This window comes from Deltaproteobacteria bacterium IMCC39524, assembly GCA_029667085.1.
Taxonomy (GTDB): domain Bacteria; phylum Desulfobacterota; class Desulfuromonadia; order Desulfuromonadales; family BM103; genus M0040.
Genome location: JARUHJ010000001.1, coordinates 64,158 through 88,219 on the forward strand (window position 1 = coordinate 64,158; position 24,062 = coordinate 88,219).

General features: G+C 50.9%; 22 protein-coding genes and 1 other RNA gene. 15 read left to right on the forward strand and 8 right to left on the reverse strand.

All coding sequences use genetic code 11. The annotated features are described in order from the left end of the window. The first annotated feature begins 5 nt into the window (after window positions 1–5). Window positions 6–287, forward strand: a complete 282-nt coding sequence (locus tag P9J64_00295; GenBank protein MDG5466754.1) for an integration host factor subunit beta — start codon at window positions 6–8, stop codon at window positions 285–287. Between the two features lie 105 nt (window positions 288–392). Here P9J64_00295 and ssrS read toward each other — a convergent pair. Then, window positions 393–573, reverse strand: a non-coding RNA gene (gene ssrS / locus P9J64_00300) — 6S RNA. Between the two features lie 198 nt (window positions 574–771). On the opposite strand from ssrS, the gene P9J64_00305 reads away from it, so the two are divergent. Genes P9J64_00305 through P9J64_00315 form a run of 3 tightly spaced genes read left to right on the forward strand, consistent with a single transcriptional unit; the run spans window position 772 to window position 3,211 of the window. After that, a complete protein-coding gene (locus tag P9J64_00305) occupies window positions 772–1,731 on the forward strand; it encodes an RluA family pseudouridine synthase (GenBank protein ID MDG5466755.1) in 960 nt (319 codons plus the stop codon). A gap of 20 nt (window positions 1,732–1,751) precedes the next feature. Continuing rightward, window positions 1,752–2,534: a prolipoprotein diacylglyceryl transferase gene (lgt, locus tag P9J64_00310; GenBank protein ID MDG5466756.1), complete on the forward strand. Its 783-nt coding sequence runs from the start codon at window positions 1,752–1,754 to the stop codon at window positions 2,532–2,534. After that, the gene (locus P9J64_00315; GenBank protein ID MDG5466757.1) at window positions 2,531–3,211 is read left to right on the forward strand and encodes an HAD-IA family hydrolase; all 681 of its coding nucleotides are present in this window, start codon (window positions 2,531–2,533) and stop codon (window positions 3,209–3,211) included. Before lgt ends, P9J64_00315 begins: the two co-directional genes overlap by 4 nt. Before the next feature lie 159 nt (window positions 3,212–3,370). On the opposite strand, the gene P9J64_00320 is transcribed toward P9J64_00315, so the two are convergent. From P9J64_00320 to P9J64_00335, 4 genes are all read right to left on the reverse strand, one after another. Then, complete coding sequence (locus P9J64_00320) at window positions 3,371–3,793, reverse strand: ATP-binding protein (protein ID MDG5466758.1); 423 nt, start codon at window positions 3,791–3,793, stop codon at window positions 3,371–3,373. A gap of 45 nt (window positions 3,794–3,838) precedes the next feature. Further along, a complete protein-coding gene (locus P9J64_00325) occupies window positions 3,839–4,180 on the reverse strand; it encodes an STAS domain-containing protein (protein MDG5466759.1) in 342 nt (113 codons plus the stop codon). A 123-nt stretch (window positions 4,181–4,303) separates the two neighbouring features. Then, window positions 4,304–7,516 carry a SpoIIE family protein phosphatase gene (locus tag P9J64_00330; protein MDG5466760.1) on the reverse strand — a complete coding sequence of 1,071 codons (3,213 nt, stop codon included), beginning with the start codon at window positions 7,514–7,516 and terminating at the stop codon, window positions 4,304–4,306. Further along, entirely contained in the window at window positions 7,513–7,779 is a 267-nt protein-coding gene (locus tag P9J64_00335; GenBank protein ID MDG5466761.1) for a hypothetical protein, read from the reverse strand. The genes P9J64_00330 and P9J64_00335 overlap by 4 nt, the downstream gene beginning before the upstream one ends. Window positions 7,780–8,110: 331 nt before the next feature. On the opposite strand from P9J64_00335, the gene P9J64_00340 reads away from it, so the two are divergent. The 4 genes from P9J64_00340 to P9J64_00355 all read left to right on the forward strand — a co-directional run bounded on the left by P9J64_00340 (window position 8,111) and on the right by P9J64_00355 (window position 13,399). Continuing rightward, window positions 8,111–9,835: a tetratricopeptide repeat protein gene (locus P9J64_00340; protein ID MDG5466762.1), complete on the forward strand. Its 1,725-nt coding sequence runs from the start codon at window positions 8,111–8,113 to the stop codon at window positions 9,833–9,835. Then, window positions 9,801–10,625, forward strand: a complete 825-nt coding sequence (locus tag P9J64_00345; GenBank protein MDG5466763.1) for a DUF4292 domain-containing protein — start codon at window positions 9,801–9,803, stop codon at window positions 10,623–10,625. Before P9J64_00340 ends, P9J64_00345 begins: the two co-directional genes overlap by 35 nt. 80 nt (window positions 10,626–10,705) lie before the next feature. After that, window positions 10,706–12,286, forward strand: coding sequence for a peptide-binding protein (locus P9J64_00350; GenBank protein ID MDG5466764.1), 1,581 nt, complete (start codon window positions 10,706–10,708; stop codon window positions 12,284–12,286). A gap of 138 nt (window positions 12,287–12,424) precedes the next feature. After that, window positions 12,425–13,399 carry an ABC transporter permease gene (locus P9J64_00355; GenBank protein MDG5466765.1) on the forward strand — a complete coding sequence of 325 codons (975 nt, stop codon included), beginning with the start codon at window positions 12,425–12,427 and terminating at the stop codon, window positions 13,397–13,399. Between the two features lie 188 nt (window positions 13,400–13,587). On the opposite strand, the gene P9J64_00360 is transcribed toward P9J64_00355, so the two are convergent. The 3 genes from P9J64_00360 to P9J64_00370 form a co-directional block, all read right to left on the reverse strand. Continuing rightward, window positions 13,588–14,883, reverse strand: a complete 1,296-nt coding sequence (locus P9J64_00360; protein ID MDG5466766.1) for an MFS transporter — start codon at window positions 14,881–14,883, stop codon at window positions 13,588–13,590. A gap of 173 nt (window positions 14,884–15,056) precedes the next feature. Next, window positions 15,057–15,329 (reverse strand): hypothetical protein, encoded by a 273-nt coding sequence (locus tag P9J64_00365; protein ID MDG5466767.1) that lies wholly within the window; start codon window positions 15,327–15,329, stop codon window positions 15,057–15,059. Beyond that, window positions 15,326–16,168 (reverse strand): hypothetical protein, encoded by an 843-nt coding sequence (locus P9J64_00370; protein ID MDG5466768.1) that lies wholly within the window; start codon window positions 16,166–16,168, stop codon window positions 15,326–15,328. The genes P9J64_00365 and P9J64_00370 overlap by 4 nt, the downstream gene beginning before the upstream one ends. 317 nt (window positions 16,169–16,485) lie before the next feature. On the opposite strand from P9J64_00370, the gene P9J64_00375 reads away from it, so the two are divergent. The 7 genes from P9J64_00375 to P9J64_00405 all read left to right on the forward strand — a co-directional run bounded on the left by P9J64_00375 (window position 16,486) and on the right by P9J64_00405 (window position 24,009). Further along, entirely contained in the window at window positions 16,486–17,529 is a 1,044-nt protein-coding gene (locus P9J64_00375) for a sensor domain-containing diguanylate cyclase (GenBank protein ID MDG5466769.1), read from the forward strand. A 45-nt stretch (window positions 17,530–17,574) separates the two neighbouring features. Further along, window positions 17,575–18,939, forward strand: coding sequence for a sigma-54 dependent transcriptional regulator (locus P9J64_00380; protein ID MDG5466770.1), 1,365 nt, complete (start codon window positions 17,575–17,577; stop codon window positions 18,937–18,939). A 167-nt stretch (window positions 18,940–19,106) separates the two neighbouring features. Continuing rightward, window positions 19,107–20,135 (forward strand): ethylbenzene dehydrogenase-related protein, encoded by a 1,029-nt coding sequence (locus P9J64_00385; protein ID MDG5466771.1) that lies wholly within the window; start codon window positions 19,107–19,109, stop codon window positions 20,133–20,135. Between the two features lie 23 nt (window positions 20,136–20,158). After that, window positions 20,159–20,914: a hypothetical protein gene (locus P9J64_00390; GenBank protein MDG5466772.1), complete on the forward strand. Its 756-nt coding sequence runs from the start codon at window positions 20,159–20,161 to the stop codon at window positions 20,912–20,914. A gap of 2 nt (window positions 20,915–20,916) precedes the next feature. Beyond that, window positions 20,917–21,816 (forward strand): HEAT repeat domain-containing protein, encoded by a 900-nt coding sequence (locus P9J64_00395; GenBank protein ID MDG5466773.1) that lies wholly within the window; start codon window positions 20,917–20,919, stop codon window positions 21,814–21,816. Between the two features lie 208 nt (window positions 21,817–22,024). Then, window positions 22,025–23,539: a 4Fe-4S binding protein gene (locus P9J64_00400; protein MDG5466774.1), complete on the forward strand. Its 1,515-nt coding sequence runs from the start codon at window positions 22,025–22,027 to the stop codon at window positions 23,537–23,539. Then, window positions 23,521–24,009 (forward strand): hypothetical protein, encoded by a 489-nt coding sequence (locus P9J64_00405; GenBank protein ID MDG5466775.1) that lies wholly within the window; start codon window positions 23,521–23,523, stop codon window positions 24,007–24,009. Before P9J64_00400 ends, P9J64_00405 begins: the two co-directional genes overlap by 19 nt. Window positions 24,010–24,062: the final 53 nt, after the last annotated feature.

Genomic DNA, 24,062 nt, shown 5'->3' on the forward strand with positions numbered 1-24,062 from the left:
TTGCCATGACTAAGAGTGAGCTGATTGAACAACTGACAACGGAAAATGAGGTGCTCAATAAGCGTGAGGCTGAACTGATTGTAAATTCAATTTTTGACAGTATCGGTGGCGCCTTGGTCGGAGGTGATCGCGTTGAGATTCGTGGCTTTGGTTCGTTTACCGTGCGTGAACGTGAAGCCCGTGAAGCTCGTAATCCTAAAAGCGGCGATATCGTGCAAATCTCTGCGAAGAAAACCCCTTTCTTTAAAACAGGTAAAGAGTTGCGTGAGCGGGTTAATATCTCCTGATTTGCACATTCCAGGCTTTAAATAGTTTATACGTCAACGCGGCCCCGTTTTTCAGATACGGGGCCGCGTTTGTTTGTAAATTTTGATAATGTTGGGGGGTTAATCACAACCTCCAGAATGCCGTTTTTATTCCTTTGAGAGAGCCTTTTAGAGTCGAATGATACCCAGGTTGGGTGCTTTAGGCTTCCCGCTCTTGGGCGGGCTTGCTCACAGCGACCCGACTTCGGGCAAAAAATCGTTCAGTTGGCCAGCACAGTCAGGGACATTTCGTACATTCCAGAGGTTGTCAAAGAACACCAAAACTTACTTTCATGCTAGCACAGGGTTGTCTTCTGTCAACGAAAAGAACTTCTATTTTTCAGGCACTTTCAATTGCTATTTGATTATGTTAATCATAACGAGTTGTTAGCGTTTCAATTATTTTTCAAGTTTTTCTCTTCAATGATTCTAATCATATTATTGAGAGCCTGGTTACTTTTCTCTTATGACCAATCAATACAAAACACCTAAGCCGGGTGCCTACCGATTTACTGTTGATGAACAATATAATGGTCTGCGCCTCGATCATTATCTCGCTGAAGCGCACGAGGCCTTTTCACGAAGCCTGGCAAAACGCTTTATCGATATCGGAGGGGTGCACCTTGCCGGTCGCAGGATGCGCAGATGTAGTCAGACCGTCTCTACCGGTCAGGGTGTTGAGGTCTTTATAGACAGACAGCCTTTAGTGCCAATGAAGCTGGACAAGAGGCAGATCCTGTATCAGGATCAGGATCTGATTGTGATCGACAAGCCTGCCGGTATGGCAACCCAGCCGGCTCCATCAAGATACCAGGGCACTGTGTACGCCGAGCTGCAAAACCTTCTGCAGGAGCAGAAGAGCAGAGGACAGAAGCCGAGTATAGGAATGGTTCAACGCCTTGATCTTGACACCTCCGGGGTCATGGTGTTCTCGATTCACAAGCGTGCACACAAGAAGATGACCGAGGCTTTTCGTGGTCGTGATGTTGATAAAGTCTACTGGGCGCTGGTCACAGGAAAACCTGAGACAAATGAGGGACACTTCTCCTCCCAGTTGGCGAAAAGGCGATCGACAAACCTTATGGTTTCTGTCGAACGAGGAGGCAAGCAGGCAGATACTCTTTATCGCACGCTGCAAAGTATGGAACAGGCCAGTCTGGTTGAAGTCCTGCTGATAACAGGCCGGTCACATCAGATCCGGGCACATTTCTCTGAAGCCGGACTGCCTCTGTTGGGCGATACCGCTTATGGTGGACCGCAGAGGATAACGGGTGTTGATGTTCCTCGTCAGATGCTGCATTCCCGGGCGCTCTCTTTTATTCATCCTGTCACCGGCGAAAAAATGACCTTCACTGCACCATTGCCGAATGATTTCTCCTATATCCTCAAGCAACTGGATGTCTCCTTGAACGGTCTCAAAGGATAAGGTATTGTAACGCCGCTATGATGTCATTCCCACAAATTGATCCGATTATCTTTCAGATCGGCCCCCTTGCCATTCGCTGGTACGGCATGATGTACCTGCTTGGTTTTGGTGCTGCCTACCTGCTGATTACGCATCTGTCACGTATGCGCAATCTCGCCCTGAGCAAAGAGGGCGTCTCGGATTTACTTTTTTATGGTGTTATTGGCGTAGTCCTTGGTGGCCGTCTGGGTTATGTGCTTTTCTATAACCCTGGCCAATATCTTTCGAAGCCGTTGGAAGTTTTTGCCGTCTGGCAAGGTGGGATGAGCTTTCACGGTGGTTTGCTTGGTGTTGTGCTTGCCGCGGTCTTCTTCTGCTGGCGACGCCAACTTCCGATGCTTCTGGCAGGTGACATTCTTGTCACTTCGTCTACGATCGGTCTTGGCTTGGGGCGGGTTGGCAACTTTATCAACGGTGAACTCTGGGGAAGGGTCACTGATCTCCCATGGGGGATGGTGTTCCCCGGCGGCGGTCAATTGCCCAGGCACCCGAGTCAGCTCTATGAGGCCTTTTTGGAAGGCCTCGTGTTGTTTCTGATTCTTTATCTGCTCCATCGTCGCAAGGTTAAAGAAGGCGTGCCCTTTTTCTGCTTTTTTATCGGTTATGGACTTTTCCGTTTCCTGGTTGAGTTTGTTCGTCAACCGGACGCTCATCTTGGTTTCCTCTGGGGTGGGGCAACCATGGGGCAGCTGCTTTCTCTGCCGATGATTCTTTTCGGTCTGTGCGGCCTCATCTATATTTATCGTTTCAAGGCCACGCGATGAATCGCATTCGCGCTATTATCTATGATTGCGACGGTGTCCTGTTTGAGAGTCGCAGAGCCAATCTGGCCTATTATAATGCGATTCTAACCCATTTTGATGAGCCCCACGTTGAGGAATCTGACCAAGCCCGGGCGCATCTCTGTCACACTGCGGCCAGCCCTCATGTTTTTAGCCAGCTTTTGGGTGTCGAGCGGACGCCGCTGGCTCTTTCTTTAGCTTCAGAGCTGGATTATCGGCAGTTCATTCCTTTGATGTCTCCCGAGCCCGGTATGCAGGAGGCCTTGGCCAAACTCTCTGTCTCCTACCCTCTCGCGGTTGCGACGAACCGTGGTTATAGTATGCCGAGCATTCTTGAGCATTTTGGATTGAGCGGCTATTTTAATACGGTCGTCACCAGTCGTGACGTAGAGCGTCCCAAACCCGCGCCTGACATGCTACATGAGGCGGCAAAACGTTTGCAGTGCGCTATGCACGAACTGCTGTTTGTCGGTGACTCCGAGCTTGACCAGGCTGCGGCCCAGGAGGCGGGCATGCCTTTTGCCAACTATCGTGGTGGTTTGAAGGCTGATGTAAAGCTGGGTCATCACAATGATCTGGTTAAGCTGTTGCTCTACGGGGAAGAGGCGAAAGACCAATGCAAAGACGCTAAGAAAAGCCAAGAAAGACAGAAAGGGTGACTATCTTCGCTTTTGAAGAGGTCTTCTTTGCGGGCTTTTTCTACCCCTTTGCGCCTTTGTGTTAACCCCTTACAACCTTTGTTTGAGTTATAAGTCCGAAAGAAAAAGGGCGCTACCTGGATATCAGGAGCGCCCTCTTTGTTTGCTGTAAGGATACCTTCAGTTTAAATTTTTAACCATCTCCAGAACGTGCCCTTTCTCTGTCGGATTATATGATATTTCGTCCATAATAGTATGGATAAGATAGATACCGCGACCGTGTTCATCGAGGGGGAGGCTCGGTTTGATATACTGATGGACATCAAAGCCGGTGCCGAAATCGAAGACCCGAATAATCAAGCGTTGGGAGACAATACTGATTTCAATGTGGACCTCTTTGGCCGGGTTGTCCTCGTTCGCGTGTTGGATGGCGTTCGCCATGGCCTCGGTCAACACCAGGTTGAGGTCGAAGGCCAGTTTTTCACGATCTCCGCTATAATCACGCAGGGTCCGCGCAATATTCTCGCCGATATGTCCGATCAGGCAAAGATAACGCGTCTGATTAGGAACTTTTATGTCGACAGCAATCCGGTCAGTCATCATGGCTTTGGGCCTGGTTGAAGACAGAGTATGCTTCCTGGAGAAAGACTATTGCTGGAAGCTTGACAGCGCCTCAGCAGAGTCGGCGTAGATTTCAAAGACCCGGTGCAGGCGGGTCAATTCAAACATCGATTTTACCTGAAGCTGCAACCCGGATAGTTTTAGATTGCCGTTACGTGAGCTGGCGTTTTTAAAACCTGAAACCAGGGCACCGAGGCCGGAAGAGTCGACAAATCGTACCGCCTGCAGGTCGACAACCAGGTTATTTTTGCCTTCTTCGAACAGCTTTAACATCTGGTTCTTCAGCTCTCCACTGTTATGAGCGTCGAGACGCTCCTCATCGATCGCCAGTAGAACAGCTGCGCCCTTGTCTTCGATCTGCAAATTCATTTCATACTCCTTGGCCGAAAAATTGGAAAGCTTACAAGTATAAGCAGTCCATGCAGATATATTATCACATCACTCGATCTTTGAAGAAAATTCTCTTTAACACCGGTTCCTTATTCTCGTGGATTATTGCTGGGTAGCTTGCATGACGACCAGCGATACATCGTCCTGGAAGTTGTGATGCCCAGAGAAAATACGCACCTGTTCGACTATGTAATCGATCAACTCCTGTGGCGCCAGTTGATGCTTTTCACTGAGCAGCTCTACCAGGCGCTTTTCACCAAAGAGTTCATGGCTCTCGTTCTCCGCCTCAATCACGCCATCGGTATAGAGCAACAGGATATCCCCGTCTTCCAGCGTCAATGATTCCTGTTCATAAGTGAACTCTTCTTTGACGCCGATAATCAAACCCTCCGGATCTAGTCTCAGACATTGCTGTTTCCTGGCTTGCCACAGCAGGGTTGGAGAATGACCGGCGCTGGCAAATGAAATTTCACGGGTTCCTGCCTGGTATTGCAGGTAAAAGAGTGTGATGAAAAGCTCGGCCCTGGTCAGGTCATCATAGAAAAACTGGTTAAGTTCTCTCAACAGTTCATGTGGTTTTGTGAATTTATCGCTACGCGACCTGATCAGTGTTCGTGTTTCTGCCATGATAAGCGCAGCACCAACATTGTGACCTGAGACGTCTGCGATCACTAGGTCCAAACGCCCATCTTCATGGATCAGGTAATCATAATAGTCGCCGCCGACCTCTTTGGCCGGGATACAGAGTCCACCCAGGCGAACACCGGGAAAATCCGGAACCTTGATCGGCAAGAGGCCCAGTTGAATATCCTTGGCAATGGCGAGCTCTCTTTGTTGTTCGCGTGCAGTGATCAAGCGGTCGGTTTGCTGGGCGTTGCGCCAGGCGACTCCGACCTGACTGGCGAGACTGGTGAAGAGTTCCACAAACTCGCTGGTAAAGATTCCTTTTGCTGTGCGTGAGAATGCAGATAGCACACCTATCGGTTGACCTTCTACGGCAATCGGAGCATGAGCAAATGAGAGAATCTTTTCGCGATGTATTATCTCTGCAGTTTGGGGCTTGCTGATGAAGTCAGAGTCATTGACGACACTGACATTGTTGGTCAGATAGGTCTCGCCGATAAATGTGTCTGTCGTCAGGTCACGTTCTGACTCACCGAAATGTTCTGAGGTCATACCGCGTTGACTGCGGACAGTCAGAGTCTGACGCTCTTCATCGAGGATGCGGATGACGCAGAGATCGAATTTAAACTGATCTGTAAAGATTTTAAGAATTTCGTCGAGGATGGACTGCAGATCATTGCCGCTGGCAACGGTGTGGGCCGCCTCGTAAAGCACTCCCAGTTGCTCGCGACTGGCCGTTCTGCTGATGTTGACCGAGCCGAACAGGTCGAACACATCTTCCATATGACTGCCCCGCGCCGAGAGGTATTTGTCGATGATAATGCGAGCTGGTGCTGCCCCGACAGAGCCGGCCAGGGTCAACTCTGTGAAGCGTTTGAGCCTGGGGAGTTCATCCTCTGACAGACTTCCTTTCTCGTCTATTTCACTATCACCAAGGTAGGCGCTGATTGAAGTATGGGCTTGTTTTTCGCCGATAAATTTAGCCATCAAATCGACGAACTCGATGACAGTCGGAGCCCTGGTAATTCGCGTCCTCTCCATCATGATGGGCAGTGGGTTATAAACGTCGACGAACTTACGAATTTGATCCAACTCGGCTTCACATGGTTTGGTGAGCAGTGAGATCGTAAGGTAGCTGCCGAGGTTGACGAACATCGTCCAGAACAGGGAATGTGTCCATAAATCAAAACCGCTCAAGCCGAACAGTTCGGTCGGTTTGAGGATGGTTAATCCCCATAAACCCTGCTCAACGATTGAAGCACTCATCCAACCGGATTGCACAAAGGTGGGAACCAGTAAGGTGTAGAACCAGACGATGAAGCCAAGGGTGAGGCCGATGGTCGCGCCGCGACGTGTTGCCTGCCGCCAGTAGAGGCCGCCGATGACGGCGGGGGCAAACTGGGTCGCCGCAACAAAAGAGATCAGGCCAATATTAACCAGCGCTGCTGATTCACCGAGTAGCCGGTAATACAGGTAGCCAAGAAAGATGACGGCGATGATGCCGAGGCGCTTCAGGTTGATGAGGAGCCTCGAAAGGTTCTGTGCTTTGGTGTGAACTTTGAGGATGATCGGCATGAGGAGATGGTTAAGAATCATCGTCGACAGAGCCACAGACGAGACCATCACCATACCGGCCGAAGCAGAGAACCCACCGATGAAAACCAGCAGTGCCAGCCAGGGGTGGCCGTGCTGCAAGGGCAGGGTGATAACGAAAAAGTCCGCATTGAGGGTGCTGCCATGGTTCAGTAAAAGACCACCCAGGGCAATCGGGATGACAAACAGGTTGATGAGCAGCATGTATGCAGGAAAGCGCCACATTGCGCTGCGGATATGCTCCTCGCGACAATTCTCAATAACCATGATATGAAACTGACGAGGCAGGAACATAACGGCCATCATCGAAATGATCGTCATGGACATCCAGTGGGCATATGAATTCTCGGTGGTTCCAAGGCGTAACAGATGTTCTCGTTCAGGAAAGCGGGTCAGAAATTCCGTAAAAATATTCCCAAAGCCATCAAACAAGCCGTAGGTGACAAAGAGACCCGCAGCCATAAACGCGACTATTTTAACCACCGATTCCAATGCTATGGCGGCAACCAGCCCCTCATGTCGCTCAGAAGCATCGAGATGTCGAGCACCGAACAGCACCCCGAATAGTCCAAGGATCATGGCGACGACTAGCGCGGAGTCAAAGTGCAGGTCGAACTTGGGCAGAATATGGGTCGTGCCGGTGGTCGCGAAAGGGTAGACAAGCAGGTCAAAGGTACGGGCAACGGCTTTCAGCTGAAGAGCGATGTAAGGCATGATGCCAAGCACAGCAAAGATCGTGACGATTGCACCAAGGGCAGAAGACTTGCCGTAACGGCTGGAGATAAAGTCCGCGATACTTACGATGTTCTGCTCTTTGCTGATCCGGACTATTTTGCGAAGCAGGAACCACCAGGAGAAGGCAATCAGGGTCGGGCCGAGATAGATGGTAAGGAAGTCGATCCCGGTCGTTGCTGCACGCCCAACGCTGCCGTAAAATGTCCAGGATGTGCAATAAACCGCCAGAGAGAGAGAGTATACTGCTGCGTTGTCAATCACGCTTCGGCCACGTTTGCGCTGGCGGTCGGCGTAAAAGGCGACACCAAAAAGCACTCCAAAATAGAGAAGGGATGTCAAGACGACCAGAGAGACAGGGATCATGGAGTCTCCTCGTCAGAGCCTCTTTGCTGGTCGTTGATAGAACTGTCCTGAGCTGAATCCTGGCCAAGGTAAATAGAGAAAAGGTAGATGACAAAAATTGAAATCGGCCAGCCAATGAAAAAATACAGGAGGGTCAAAGGAATCCCGAACACCAGCACATTCTTGTTGAATATGTGCAGGAAAGGGTAGTTGAGCATTACTATGCCAAGGAGGAACCAGATCACCCAGGCATCTGTTAATGGCAGTTTTCTCTCCATTTTCATGATGTCTGCTCACGGTTTGTCGCTGGCCCGTAAAAAGTTGCCTTTGGGTTACAGTCGTTAACGATGATGTCGATAGCGATCATATTTAAAAACTGTTTCTTAAAGATGAAGCCCGCCCCTCTCATGCCTGCTGATTCAGAATAGTTTCGCTTGTACCAATTGTCTTATCTTAACCCTTTTTACAAGTAAATTCCAAGCTGCTATTGTACTAATTTTCTTAAAGATTATCAGAAGATATGAGCATGTAAAGGGTTCTTCGCCAGGCCGCCTATAGATTGACCATGTCCTGTCACTGTGCTACTTTCATTTAAGCTGATTACCTCTAACGGAAATGCATATGTACCCGGCCTGCCTCCATAAATATACTTTCCTGCTCCTGTTTTTGATTTGTGGATGCGTGGCTGCAGATGTTCACGGTGAAAATCAAACATCTAAGGATCAGGCTCCTTACGTCTCCCTCCTCAATGAACCTCAGTCAAATGCCTATTTTTACTATTCTCGGGGCCGGATGCTGTTGGCCGAGGATGACTTTGAAGGTGCCGCCGCTGATTTTCTGAAAGCTGTCGATTTCGACCCTGACGATGAAGATCTGCGTTTTGAGCTCGCTGAGCTTTATCTCGCGATGAATCAACCCGAGGAAACGGTGCGCACGGTGGAGGATATCCTCCTGCGAAACCCTGATTCCGTCAGGGGCAACCTGACACTGGCAAATGCTTACTTCAGTAATCGGCAGCCTGCTGAAGCGATTCCTTACTTCCGTCGTGTCCTTGAGCTTGCTCCTGAAAAAGAACAGGTCCGTCTGCATCTGGCGATAGCACTGGTCCGTACCGGCTCTGTTGATCTCGCCTCTGCCGAGCTCAAAGAGATCCTCAAGCAAGACCCTGATTCCCTGCCTGCTCGCTTGGCTATGGCTCGTCTCTACCGTGAGATAGATTTAAACCAGTTGGCTGTAGAAGAGTATCTTGAGTTAATTCGTCGCAGCCCCGACGTCGACCAGGCCTACCTCGAGTTGGGACTTCTTTACGAAGAGCTTAAAGAGTGGCAGAAGGCGCTGGATGTATTCTCCGAGGTCCAGCAACAAAGACCTCTCGATTTTACCTTGCGTCATCATCTCTCAAGAGTCTACGTGGGAATGAATCGCTATGACGACGCCCTTGAAGAGCTCGCCATCATTGTCGAACTCAAGCCGGATGATTTTGATGCCCGTCGCAAGATTGGTCTTATCTACCTGGAGCAGCAGCGTTGGTCTGATGCGGTCGCCGTATTCAGGGAGATGCTTGAGCTGAAGCCGGACCTTGAAACCGCTCGTTACTACCTGGGGACAGCTTATGAACGAGACTCCAAATGGGAGCTTGCCTTAGAGGCTTTTCTAGGCATTGAGAGTGGTTCTTCCTTTTACGATGATGCAATTTCTCACATCGGCTACATCTATCTTGAAACCAATCGTGTCGAAGAAGCTATCTCAACACTAGAGATGAGAATGGCTTCGGGAAGACCTCGCCCGCAACTCTTTAATTACCTTGCTTCTCTTTACATGGCTCAGGGACAGGGCGACCTCGCGTTGTCGACAGTAGGCAATGGCCTCGAATTGTATCCGGAAAATACCGACCTTCTTTATCAGAAAGCCTTGATTCTGGAACGGGCTGGCCGTCACCAGGAGGCGGCCCAGGAGATGAAGACTCTTCTCAGCTTTGATGACAAGCATGCAGAAGCCCTGAACTTTCTCGCTTATGATCTTGCTGTTAAGAATAAAAATCTTGATGAGGCTCTGCACTATGCTGAGCGGGCTATTGCTCTGAACCCCGCACCGCATATCATGGATACCCTTGGCTGGGTCTATTACCGCATGGGCCGCTTGATAGAGGCGCTCAAGATCATTGAGGAGGCCAGCCGCGAACTTTCAGAGGATGCTGTCATTTTCGAACATCTCGGAGAGATTCATCTGTCTTTAGGTAACCTCGAACAGGCGCGCACTGCATTTGAGAGATCTCTGCAGTTGGCGCCGGATAACGATAAGCTTCGTGAAAAACTTGAAACTCTTGCTGACTCGCTGTGACAGGTTGATCTTGCCACGGCGTGTTTTGCTGCCTGCATTAACTCTTCTTGTCATCTTTCTGGCTTCCTGTGTCCCCTTGCGCCCTGAGCTCGGCCCGCCTGTCAGTCCTGACTTTGCTGATGCGCTCATGCAGAAATGGCGCGATAAGGCTCTCAGTATAAACTCCATTCAGGGCCTGGCAAAATTAAAGCTGGAAGCCCCTCTGAATAACATCAGTGCAAACCAGGTTCTCCTGGTTGAGAGGCCGGATCGACTGCGGGCAGAGACTCTCAGCCCTTTTGGAGTGCCCCTGCTTCTTCTGGTCGCCGATGGCGAAAAAATGGGTGCCTTGCTGCCGGCCCAAAACATTTACTATCAAGGGTCATCGAGCCCTGAGAATCTGGGCATGTTCGTAAACCTGCCTTTGGCGTTGTCTGATCTTGTCGGTGTTCTCTTGTATCAGCCCCAGATGATTGAATCCTGGAAAAAAGAAGCTTTCACACTCAAGACCGGCGGCTGGTTATTGATTCATAGCGGTACCTTAAAGCGGCAGGAATTTATTTTTAATGAAATGCAGGAGTTGATAGAGGTGTCATATTTCCAAGACAATAATCTGTTCCTGAAGGTTCAGTATGCAGAATTTTCTGAGTCGAAAAGCTCTTATCCGAAGCTGTTGACTCTGGAGATCCCTGAGAAATATGCAACGGTAAGCCTGGACTTTTCAGATGTAGAAACAAATGGTCAAATTCGCCCGGAGCTCTTTAAGGTCGCTCCCCCTGCAGGTGCACGTGTTGTGTATTTGCCCGATTGAAGAAAGTTTTCTGAGCAGGATTCACGTCTAACTCCTAAGGGGTGTTTGTGAGATATCTACTTATTTTTATTCTGTTATTCATGACCGTTGCCTGTGAGCAGCAAGAAGCTGTCATTCCTGCAGAAGGTGAGGCGGCAAAGCCGACCCATGGCGACACCTTTATCGAGGCGTCTATTGGCGAACCAAATAATCTTCTGCCGGTGCTTGCCTCCGACTCCGCCTCAAGTGATATCAACGGCAAGGTCTACAACGGCCTGATTCGTTACGATAAAAACCTGCAGCTGGAAGGTGAATTGGCAGAATCCTGGGAGATTTCTGAAGACAAACTCTCCTTTACCTTCCATCTGCGTAAAGATGTTACCTGGCATGACGGCGCCCCTTTTACCAGTGCCGATGTCCTCTTTACTTACCAACTTTATATCAACCCGGATGTGCCGACCTCCTATGCTGAAGACTTCCTGCAGGTTGCCAAGGCTGAAGCCCCCGATCCCTACACTTTTCGAGTGACTTACGAAAAACCCTATGCTCCGGCTCTGGAAAGCTGGGGAACATCGATTCATCCCAAGCATCTGCTTGAAGGCGAAGAGATTACCAAGAGCCCTCTCTCACGTAGCCCGATAGGCACCGGACCGTACAAGTTCGTCAAGTGGGATGCCGGAGAGAAGGTGGTGTTACTTGCCAACCCCGACTACTTTGAAGGCCAGCCCTATCTCCATCGTATCGTCTATCGTGTTATTCCTGATTCTTCGACCCAGTTCCTTGAATTACAATCCGGTGGCCTGGATTACATGGGGCTGACACCGATTCAGTACAGTACTCAGACCGACACTCCGGCGTTTAAACGCAAATTTAACAAATACCGTTACCTGTCTTTCAGTTACACTTATCTCGGCTATAATCTGACCAAACCGCTCTTTCAGGATAAGAGCGTTCGCCAGGCCATTTCCTACGCCATTAATAAACAGGAGTTGATAGACGGAGTCCTGCTGGGGCTCGGTCAGGCGGCAACAGGACCATACAAGCCGGACACCTGGGTTTATAACGCCAAGGTCAAACGTTACGATTATAACCCGGAGTTGTCACGTTCCCTGTTTGCTGAGGCGGGTTGGGCTGACAGTGATGACGACGGTGTGCTGGACAAGGACGGTGAAAGGCTGGCCTTTACCATTGTCACCAACCAGGGCAATGATTTGCGTTCAAAAACCGCTGAAATCATTCAACGTCGCCTCAAAGAGGTTGGCGTCAGTGTCGAAATTCGCGTCGTCGAGTGGGCGACGTTCCTGAAGGAATTCATCTTCCCGGGGAACTTCGATGCCACAATTCTCGGTTGGAGTGGCGGACCGGAGCCTGATCAGTATAATATCTGGCACTCAAGTAAAACAGCGCCGCGTGAGCTCAACTTCGTCAAGTTCAGTAACCAGGAAGTTGATGAGTTGCTGGAGACGGGGAGAAGGACCTTCGATCAGGAAGAGCGTAAGCTAATCTACGATCGTTTCCAGGAGATTCTTGCTGAGGAGCAGCCTTATACTTTCCTCTATGTGGGCGAGGCTTTGCCGGCCGTTGCCAATCGGATCCGTGGTATAGAACCTTCTCCCGCGGGGATCAGCCATAACTTTAATTATTGGTGGGTGCCCAAAAGCGAACAGAAGTATACTCGTTAGGGATAAACATCGGCACGAGGAACGAGGTGCGAGGTATGCGAAAGTCAAAGGCTTCAGATTCCCCTCGGACCTCGTCACGCGTACCTCTTACCAATTGTAGAATGTTTAATTTCAGTAGAAGAGAACAACTCTAAAGCCATGCTCATTTATCTCACTAAAAGGTTGTTTATGATGATCCCCCTGCTGATCGGCATCACGCTGATCAGCTTCGTGGTCATCCATTTGGCGCCTGGCGAGCCGACTGACATGCAGACTGATCTCAACCCTAAATCCAGTGTTGAGATGCGTGATCGGTTGCGAGAGCGTTATAACCTTGATAAGCCTCTTTATGTGCAATACGGCCTCTGGTTGAAGCAGGTCGCAACGCTCGACTTCGGTGAGTCTTTCGCCCAGGACCATCGTCCTGTGTTGGAGAAGGTCGGAGAGCGCATGCCGATCACCATCCTCATCAATGTTCTCTCAATAGCGGTCATCCTGGTGGTTGCGGTGCCGATAGGGATTCTCTCCGCCGTGCGTCGTAACAGCATGTTTGATCGCAGTACGACTGTGTTTGTTTTTCTCGGCTTCGCCATGCCTTCTTTCTGGCTGGCGCTGCTCCTCATGGATTACCTGGGAGTTCGGTTAGGGCTCTTTCCGGTCGCAGGGCTCAAATCGATCGGCTACGATTACATGAGCTCCGGCAGGCAGGTCTGGGACATGGCTCACCACCTGATCCTGCCTGTGTTTGTCTCGGCGTTCGGTGGCCTGGCCGGCTTCTCCCGTTATATGCGCTCCAACATGCTTGAAGTAATAAGACAGGATTACATTCTTACCGCCCGTGCCAAGGGTTTGTCGGAAAGAGTTGTCATCTACAAGCATGCCTTGAGAAACGCCCTGTTGCCGGTCATTACAATCCTCGGTCTTTCCGTGCCAGGCCTGATCGGCGGTAGCGTTATCTTCGAAACCATCTTTGCCATCCCCGGCATGGGAAAGCTTTTCTACGATGGTGTCCTGATGCGTGATTACCCATTGATTATGGGCATCCTGGTGATTGGTGCCGTTCTTACCCTGATCGGTAATTTGCTGGCGGATATCAGTTATGCTCTGGCTGACCCACGAATTCGCAAGGGCTGAGCGACTTAATTTTTCTTGCTGGAAGCCCGCAAGTATTTTTTGTTGGCAAAGGTAGCCAAAAAGGTAATGTATTGCGCAGGAACATAGTTCTTCATGTGCTACCTCCTATAGCAAAACTCACAAACTCTTTGCCCCGCAGCTCACTCCTGACTGTGGGGCTTTTTTTGCCCAATCTCTGTGGTTTTGAATTATCTACCGCTAGATTCAGCTTGCAGCCTGCCTTGTTCTGTATCCACTCCGACAAGGAGCAGGATCCCAACAACAAAAAAGCCGGCCAAAGCGAGAATGGCGATTCGATTCGAGCCGGTCAACTCGATAAGAAGGGCAAAGGTGAGAGGGCCAAAAATAGAAGCAAACTTTGAACTGATTGCATAGAAGCCAAAGAATTCAGCGCTTCGAGCTTTAGGCACCATGCTTGAGAAAAGTGAACGGCTGAGAGCCTGGCTACCCCCAAGCACAATTGCAACAGCGAAGCCGAGAAGCCAGAATTCTGTAGCACTCTTCATAACTGAAGCGTAAACAGTGATCGCAGTAAAGAGCATGAGGCTGATCAGTATTGCCCGCTTGGTGTTCAAATGACTGGACAGACGTGAGAAGAGCAGAGCCCCGGGCATAGCGACAAACTGGATCATCAGAAAACAACCGAAAATCGTTCCTGTCCCTAAACCGAGTTCTTCACGGGCGAAGATGGCCGAGACAGCGATGATGGTCTGGATGCCGTCATTGTAAAGCAGGAAAGCGATCAGAAAACGGCCAAGATGTTTATACTGACGCAGATCGGCGAAGGTTCTCAGGTAATCACGTGGAGTGCGCAGCGCATGACGTGCGTGTGAAGTGACAGCTACACTTTTCAACCAGCTGAAGGCGGGGAGGGCAAAAGCCAGCCACCAGACACCAGTGAGAAGAAAGCCCAACCGGGTCGCGCTGCCCTGGTCGGGTATGCCGAACCATGCATGCTTCTGGATCATCAGAAAGACGATCAGCAGCATCAAGCCGCCGCCGATGTAGCCGAGAGCAAAGCCGCGCGCGGAAAGTTGATCAGCTTCATGCCCGGTGGCCAGGTCAGGCAGGTAGGCGTTGTAAAAGATGTTGCCGGCTGCGAAGCCGATGTTGGCGAGGATGAAGAGACCCGCTGCGAGTAAATACTGCCCCGGGCCGGCAAAGAAGAGGCCACAGGTGGCAAGCGAGCCGAGCAGGCAGAAGATGATCAGCAGGCGTCTACGCCAGCCTCTCCGGTCGGCCAGATTGCCCAGGCCGGGGGCAGAGATGGCAACAATCGCCATAGACAATGAGACGACATAACCCCAGAGGGCTGTTGCAGGAATCGGTTGAGAACTCCAGAAGAGATTTACCCCCCGGGCAGGGACGAGACTTGCAAAATAGACCGGCAGGACCGCGGCCAGAACGACTGTGGCAAATGCCGAGTTCGCCCAGTCGTAGAGACACCAGCCCAGTTTTGCTTTCTGTTCGCTATGTTGGCTCAAGCTGTTCCCTCTTGATATTTAAGGAAGGGACCTTTTATGGGAAAACTTGGTAAAAGCGTAACGCAAGGACGCAAAATTTATAGTGACACTAGTAAAATAGATCCTGGTTGCGGACTCATAGCTTATTCTTTGCGTCTTGCCTCGTTTTTCCCGGCGCCATTGCGTTAAAGGTTTTAATTGTTCTCCTCGTCCCCCGTCTTTCGTCCCGAGATCGTAAGATAAGCACAACCCTCGGGCAGCCAGTCGGCTTTTTCAACAATTTCAGGGGTTAGCTTGACGCAACCTTCTCCGACTTCGAGGCGTTTGTCGTAAACGCGACATTCTCGGCTGACGATGTCGAGGTGCCGGCAGGGTGTCTTCGTTGTAAAGAACCGGCCTTTAGGGTCGACTGATTTTTCAAAACAGCAGAGTCCGCAACGGTGGCAAGACTCTTCCCACGTGGTCATTGCTGTGGCAGAACGAGCAGGACATGCTCCTGATAGCGGACAACCTGGGTTGGCCCCGCGCCATCAATGAGCTCCCAGAAAAGGTCAGAGATTGGGTGGCTTTTGTTGCTGATGGCGTCTTTCTCCTGGTTTTGCCAGATCTTGGCCAGTTCCAGGGCCCGCTGTGGATTCTGACGGCCGAAGCTGACAGCAAGGAAGGCGGGGCTCTGGTCTGTCCCATAAGGGTCGAGGGGCTGACGCAGGGAGACCAGGATCGGGCCATTGCTCAGCTGGTCCTGTAAAGCGAGACGACTGAGGTAGGCCTCATTCAGTTTGAAGTCGTAAGGTTGGCGGCCGAGGTTTATCGTCGATTGCGGTTTTTCAACAGGGACCAGGAAGCGGTTGGCCAGTCCGGTGGGGATGTCGTTCTCCGGCAGGGTTTCAATCGTCAGGATGAAATCCTCCAGGGCTCCGACAGCGCTGCTGTCTGAGAGATCACCTTTGAACAACAGATAGGTATAAAGGCCAAACTCACCGGGGTTGGTTACCGAATCGTCAATGGGTTGCCAGTTGATCTGTACGGGCGTCGCTGAGAGAGCTCCTGCTGCCTGTTCTGATTTTTGCGCGGCAGCCTTGGCAGCTTTGCGGCGCTCAAGAGCACGCAATTTATCCTGCAGCAGTTTCAGCTTTTCCTGAATGCTGTCGATGCGCTCAATGGTTTCCTGACGCTCTGTTTCGTCTAGCTCTTTTTTGCCGAACAGGTCATTTACCCCAGCGAATGCCGGCAGAACACTTAATAGCAGGATGAGAACCGTTAGCATCACCCAGCCTCGGCGGTTATAATTTGTTTTTGTGGACATGGGGACTCCTCACAAGTTGGGGGACAGCAATAGAATCATTGCGACATCGTTTTATCAGAATTTTACATTTTGTGGAAGAGGTCGTTTTGTAACAGCTCAAGGTATAGATCTAAGGTCATGTCTATTCTGTGTGTGTTGATGAATCGGCTGCTGCTGGGCGCTTTATCCTGCCTTAAATCCATGCATGTAATAAATTCAGATTCTTATGCTACTGAGCTACTTGTTTATATTCTTCTGGAGAAGTATTATAAGATTTTATTTATCTGTTGAACGTTCGTAATGATTAAGAGTCTCATGAGGGGGAGAGCTGGACTATTATGAAAGAGGCTGATGGTAGTAAACTGGTTGCCCAGGTTCAGGGGCTTAAGGGGATTCTGAACGTAGCCCAGATCGTTGTCTCCTCGTTGGACCTTGATGAAGTGCTACAGAATATTCTCCATAGCGCCATGTCGGTGATGGATATGCCTGCTGGTTCTGTCGCCTTGTATGATGCAAATAATTACCAGCTTGAGTTGCATGCACATGCCGGGCTCAGCGACAAGTTTGTCGCTCTTGATCGTTGGCGAGTCAAGCCGGGGGGGTTGACCTACAAGATCCTGGAACGTGGCGAGGTGTTCATTGTTGATGATACGGCGAGCACGGATTTCTTCACAAATCCTCTGGCCATAGAGGAAGGAATTCGCTCTCTGATCGCTGTCCCGCTTAAAATCCACAAGAGGACCATAGGAGTCCTTTACCTGGATGATTTCAAACCGCGGGAATTTGATAACGAGAAATTGGAGCTTTTATCTGTACTCTCTTCTTTTGCCACCATGAGCATCGATCACGCCCGTTTGCACGCGCGAACCCTTCAGCTTGCCTGTACCGATGGATTGACGGGTCTTTACAACCATAGGCAATTCAAAAAAACATTTATCGAAGAGGTGGCTCGCGCCAACCGTTATTCCAAGCCCTTGGCCGTTATCCTCCTTGATGTCGATGACTTTAAGAAGTTTAATGACACCTATGGTCACCCGAACGGCGATATTGTTCTTCAGGAGATGGCTATCATGCTCAAAGAGCTGTTGCGAGACTGCGATTCTCTCTTCAGGTATGGTGGAGAGGAATTCGTGACCCTGTTGCCTGAAACACCTCTGGCTGAAGCCGTCAAGGTAGCTGAGCGTATCCGAATCTTTGTTGAGACAGAATCCCCACGTTTTCTGACCGGGATAACCAAAACCCATGGGATTACTGTGAGCGTCGGTGTTGCTGCACTTCCTGACCATGGTGCGGATACAAAGGCTTTGTTGCAAAAAGTGGATGATCTGATGTACCAGGCCAAGAAGGACGGCAAGAACAAGGTTTATTGTGATCTTAAATAGTGATCCCTTTTGTGCTCGATTAATGTTGAGTGTTAGATAATCAATATGGCCTCTGAACGAATTCTTGTAGTTGATGATGAAGACGGCATGCGCCGCCTGTTGAGCCGTGTTCTGACCCGTGAAGGTTACGAAACTTCTGCTGTGGGCAGCGGTGCTGAAGCGCTACGCCTGGTTGCCAGCGAACGTTTTGATCTTGTGGTCACCGATATCAAAATGCCAGAAATGGATGGCTTGCAATTGCTTGCAGAACTCAAGGAGTACGAGCCCTCGCTGCCGATTATAGTGATTACGGCTTATGGCACAATCGAGAATGCGGTGCAGGCGCTGCGCTCTGGAGCCTACGACTATATTGCCAAACCTTTTGAGAATGATGAGATCAAACTGACCGTTGCCAAGGCTTTTGAACGCGAACGCCTGTTGGCTGAGAACCGTTACCTGCATGCGGAACTGGAGGGGCTCTACGATTTTTCCGGCATAGTCGGTGGCTCTCTCGCCATGCAGCAGGTTTATGACATGGCCTCCTCCGTTGCGGTCAGTAACGCTAATGTCCTGATCACTGGTGAATCGGGAACAGGTAAAGAACTGCTGGCCCGCTCCATTCACTATAGCTCACTGCGCAAGGAGAAACCGTTTGTTGTCTTGAACTGCGCGGCTATCTCCGAAGGTGTTTTGGAAAGCGAACTTTTCGGCCACGAGAAGGGTGCTTTCAGTGGCGCTCTCGATACCCGCAAGGGCCGCTTCGAGAGGGCCGATCAGGGCACCCTTTTCATCGACGAAGTGGCCGAGATGAGCATGGCCGCACAGGTCAAGCTGCTGCGGGTGATCCAGGAACACGAGTTCGAACGCGTTGGTGGCAACAAGACGATCAGCGTTGATGTCCGTATCGTGGCCGCGACCAACAAAAAACTGGAGGAACAGGTCAAGAATGGTCACTTCCGGGAAGATCTTTATTACCGTTTAAACGTTGTTAACATCAACGTTCCACCGCTGCGCTCGAGGCGTGAAGACGTTGAACCTCTATCGCGATTTTTTCTGGAGAAATACACCGCGGAAACGGGCAAGAAGATTACCGATTTGTCTCCACGGGCGCTTAGCTGCTTGCTCGCCCATGATTGGCCGGGTAACGTGCGTGAATTGCAGAACGCCATAGAGCGAGCCGTGGTCCTCTCCAAGGGGAGTGTTCTGACACCGCGGGATTTCCCGCAAGGCATGCAGGGAGATGACCAGATTTGCCTGCAAATCCCTGAAAAGGGCGGTAGCCTGACCGACATCCTCGAAGACCTTGAGAGGCAACTGATCATCCAGACGTTGCAAAGGGAAGATGGGTCACAGACCCGGGCGGCCGAAACTCTCGGTATTAAACGAACGACCTTGCGTTACAAGATGGAAAAGTATCGCATGATTGATTGACCCCTCGACGGAAACTTGTCTTTCCTTCCTCTTGAGAGACAACTCCTTGTACGTCATCCTGTTGAAATCGCACACTTTTCGCCTTTTTTTCTGGTACGTTCCTTGCTGAGAATAATTGTGGCCTTCTGTTGAGCTCGGGGCCCTGTTTTCAAATCAAGGAATCTGCCGTGTCTCGTTTGTCGCTTATCTCTTTATCTCTTCTTGCGGTTTTGCTGCTGAGCCTTTCTGGTTGCGGTGATGTGCCTGTCGATCAAACCTATGCTCTTTGGCTCGAACAGGCGCCGACAGATTCGGACTGGAATCGGGCTTTGCCCCGCCCGGTTCTCGTCAGAGGAGGGCGCCCTCACAAGCTGCAAACCTTTACCGATATTGATGAGGATACGGTTCATACCTCAACAGCGTCGTGTCATCATGGCTCGCGAATCCCTGAACCTGTTCCCGTCGATGTCAGGGCATTTTACACCGACCGCGAACTTTTCCTGCGCTTGAGCTGGCAAGATGCAACCCGTGACCAGTCAATGTTTGATTGGCAGTTCGATGGAGAGTCCTGGCGGAATACCGGTCAGTTGGAAGACGGTTTCGGTCTGCTCTGGGACGTTAAGGGACAGTTCAACAACTTTTCCTGTTCTTATGCTTGCCACATCAGTGATTTTGGCGTAAATAAAGCCAACTTCCATGCCTCCAATAAGATGCGCATGGCTCAGGAAAAGAGCTGGCTTGACCTCTGGAACTGGAAAGCCGCTCGCACCGCCTTGCTCGGCTTCGCCGACGATCGCTTCCTTGATATGGAGGGCATGCACGGCGACACTCCCGGAGAGCTTTTTACCGAGAATTCCCGTGCCCGATTGAATGGTGGCCTCGAAATCAAGCCGTTTGCGGAAGGTGATGCGCCTGTTTATGATGCGGAGAGGCTGCCGGCCGATGAAGGCTTTCGGCCACCGGGAACTCGGGCTCCAGGTTACCTGATCAAACGACCGGTCGGTGGACGTGCTGACGTCTCTGCCGTAACTCGTTATGAGAATGGCCGCTGGATTGTCACTTTGCGAAGAGCTCTGCAAACAGGTGACCCGCGCGATGTTGTCTTTGTCCCCGGTGATGAAATGGGCGTGGCCTTCGGTCTGGCCCTTATGGATCATTCACTTTATGAACACTATGCTTCGAGTACTGTTGAAAGACTGGTGCTGCTTAAACCGTAAGAACGATTCTTTGGAGAGTTAAATTGAAGAAAATGCGTCTGCTCAGTGTGTTGGTTTCAAGTCTGTTTCTTATCTGTCTTGTCGCGTGTGGCAATCAGGAGGCTGCTGAAGAGAAGGCTTCCTCTGGAAAGGGGATACTGAAAGGCCAGGTAACCATGCCCCTGGAGGGGGTCCGTCTGTACGTTTATCAGTCTGGCATGGACCTCTACGGACCAGCTTTTGCGATTTCGTCAGCAACGACAGAAGACGGTGCCTTCGATATCGAGTTGCCTGATGGCGACTACGTGGTGGTCGCCAGAAAACGCGCCGGAGGTGCAGAGTCCGGGCCTGTTGTTGCCGGAGACAACCGTTCCGAGTTCATGCGGGTGACCGTTAAAGGTGGCGTTGTTGACCTTCAGGTCTCTGCTCCGCTCAAGATTGGTGACAAGCGTAACTTTACCGGTGATATTGATGAATCCAGAACCGGTCTTGCCGGCAAAGTTCTGGATAGCGACGGTCAGCCTGTGATCGATGCAAGGGTTCATGTTTATGACCACGTTCAGATGTCAGAGCGTCCCAAGTTCGTCTCCGAGAAGACTGGCCCTGACGGCAGTTACCTGATCTATCTGCCTGCCGGTGGCACTTATTACCTGGCCGCGCGCGACAAGTTTGGTGGCCCACCAAAGCTCGGTGATCTTTACGGCCGTTACGATAAAGGCACCATCGAACCTTCTGCGGTTGTTGTTATGGAGGGTCAAGTGTTGAAGCAGGTTGATATCACTGTGACCAAGGTCTGGTAACGATGTTGCGTTATTTTCTGCTTGGTCTTTGCCTTTTTGCCTTCACAGCCTGTTCTGCTGAGCCGGTTCTGAACCTGGAAGAGCTTGAAGCCAACGCTCGTGGTGGTGATCCGCAAGCTATTGAACAGTTGGTTGGTTTGTTGGCCTCAGAAGATTCGGGTCTTTCGGACCGTATCTACACAATGGTTGTGGAGATCGGTGACCGGGCCGTTCCGGCTCTATTGCCCCGCGTTCAAGATAAGAATAAGCAGGTTCGTGAATATGTCATCGCCGCTCTGGGCACGCTCAAGGTTGTTGATGCCATTCCGGCCATCAGTGAGGTTCTGGCTAACAAGTCGCTGGAACGACGTTACGTGGCGGCTTGGGCTCTCGGTGACATCGGTGATGCAACGGCGGTTCCTGCCTTACTGTCGGCGTTGGATGATGAGAACAGCGAAGTTCGTCGCTATGCGACACGGGGCCTGATCAAGCTGAACAGGCTCGCCGTGATGCCTTTGCTTGATTACCTCGCTGATGCAGAAGGTGAGGGTGCTGCTGCGGCTATTCGTGCCGTTGGAGATATTGCTGATAAGCGTGCTCTGGATGCCTTGTTGATACAGACTGAAGGCGAACAACGTGCTGAAGCTTTTCTGGCCCTTGGCAAGTTGCGTGATGTGCGGGCAGAATCTGCTCTGATCGCAGGACTGGAAGATGCTGATTCACAGGTGCGAATGAATGCTGCCATGGCCTTGGGGCCTTTGGGAGGCCCCGCTGCTGCTGCCGCCCTCTCAAAGACTGTAGAAGATGAAGTCCACGTCGTCCGTGAGTGGTCGGCCCGGTCGCTGGAAATGGTTACCGGGAAACCGGTCTTGTATCGTAATAGCCACGACGAGTATGTTCGTCCTTACCAGGTTTATCATTAGAAACAGGGGCGCGGCATGAGGTGCGTGGTACGTGGTGCGTGGCGTGAGGATAAATATGAACAAGGTGACACTTTGCGTATCGCTTAAAAACGCCTCCTTTTGGTTTTGTTGATAAAGAACTTGTCTTTACGAGGTTTTGGATGAACAACCGTTTACTGATAGTTCTTTCCGTGGTGCTCGAACCTCGAACCCTGTACCAGGATTCTATATGCTAAAAAACATCCTCAATCTTCCTGCTCTGGGCCCGATTATTCGGTCGACATGGACCTGGCGCCTGGTGCGTCTGATCATGCTGGCGCTATTGCTGGTGATGATTGCTTTTGGTTGGCACCAGCATGCCATTCCCGGTGTTAAGGTTCGCGATCCCTTGATGTACTCCAATTTCACGACCTTCAACCTTTGGGTTCTCTGGATGATGGGGATGGTAGTGGTTGCCATGGTTTTTGGCCGTTCCTGGTGTACCGTCTGCCCGGTGGGCTGGATTAATGGTGTCTTGAGTCGTTTCGGGCTGCGTCGTGAACTGCCTGCTTGGCTTAATAATTTTGTCCCGGTCACCCTGGTGCTGGTGTTCCTGCAGCTGTTAGTCTATTTTTTCTCCATACACCGCTATCCGGATTATACGGCCATTTTCCTGACCTGGATGTTGATACTGGCACTTGTCGCCGGGCTGATCTTTCGTCAGCGTTCCTTCTGTCTGCTACTCTGCCCTGCGGGGGCGGTATTCAGCCTTTATGCACGACTGGCCCCCTGGCAGTTGCGTGTTTCTGACAAGTCTGTTTGTGTCGGTTGCTCAGCCAAACCGTGCATCTCCACGGAGCCGGCATGGAGACAAGCTGCTCTCGGTGGAATGAGGTTCAGCTGGCGAACTCAACCGGAAGGTTGCCCGGTCGGGTTGGTGCCTGCAGAGATCAATGACAGCTCAGCGTGTACTCTCTGTCTTAACTGTGTCCAGACCTGCTGTAATGATAACGTCTCCCTTGGTGCTCGTAGATGGCCGGGAGATCTGAATAAACAGGGTTTACGTTTTGGTGAGACGCTTTTCTTCCTGGTTCTGCTCGGTCTGCTGACCGCCAACTTTGCCAAGGTTTATGTTGATCTGCGCGAATCTATTTTCTGGGTTCCTGAGACGCTGGCGCTATCCCTCGGTTGGGAGTCTGCAGGCTTTTATCCCTTGGCCGTGATCTGGGTTGGCTTGATTTTCCCTCTGTTACTTTTGCTTCCTGGCGTGATGGTTTATCTCGTCGGCCAAATTAAGGTCTCGACCCTGGAAGGGGAGCCTGCAAGTGCGCCCAGGGATGTATCGGTCGCTTCCATCCTTCCCGGTTTCATGTCTTTTCTCGGTCGCTTGGCGTTACCTCTGATACCACTGGTCCTCTCGGCACACTTTGCTTTGGCAATTGTTAAGTTGAATGCTAAATTCGGCTATCTGCCACTGGCTCTTCAGGATCCTTCCGGAGTGAAAAGTTTTCTGGCCATCAATGTCATGCAAACGCTTGCTCCCCCGGGAGTTCTCGTCCCTTTGGATGTCCTGAAATGGGTGATCGTTGTGATCCTGCTGTCAGGTTTTTTCCTTTCTGCTCTGGCAGCCAGAGCAGCAGCAAAGGCAGATTCTCAGAGACATGATGGAACGGATCGACCTTTCATGCTTGCAGCTCTGGTCTCTCTGGTCATACTCTCCTGGTTTTACGGTTCTACGGTGGTGGAATGGCTCTTCGTCAGATAACTTTTCTGGTCGGCATTGTTTTGCTGGCTGTGCTGGTATCGACCCCGGCTCAGGCCTGCTTCGGCCCTAAACTTTTTGTCGGCGCCGGGTCAACGACTCAGCAGGAGCTCCTCTATGCCCTCGTCACCTTGTATGTTCAGGAAAAGACCGGTGTCGAAAGCACCCGTGTTGAAGTTGGTGTGAGCCAGAATCCGCTCGATCTACTGTCTGCAGATAAAGTTGATCTGGTTTTTGTCCCTGTGAACGAGTCTGTAAATGAGACAGTCTTTCAACTCTCTGACCTGCCGCCATTGGTGGCCGGTTCTCGGCCCGTTAATGACCTGCAATTCACCACAGTGTTGCCAGCCGTGGCCAAGTTGAACAGGCTTCTCACCAAAGCCGATGTTGAGCTTCTGGTCCGTCAGGTCGAGGCCGGGAACAGTGCTATGTCTGTTGCCCGTAAATTCCTCATGAAAAATCGATGGATATGACACTAAGTATCTATAAAATAAATAGAACTATAGTTGCTTTGTGCCTCACAGGA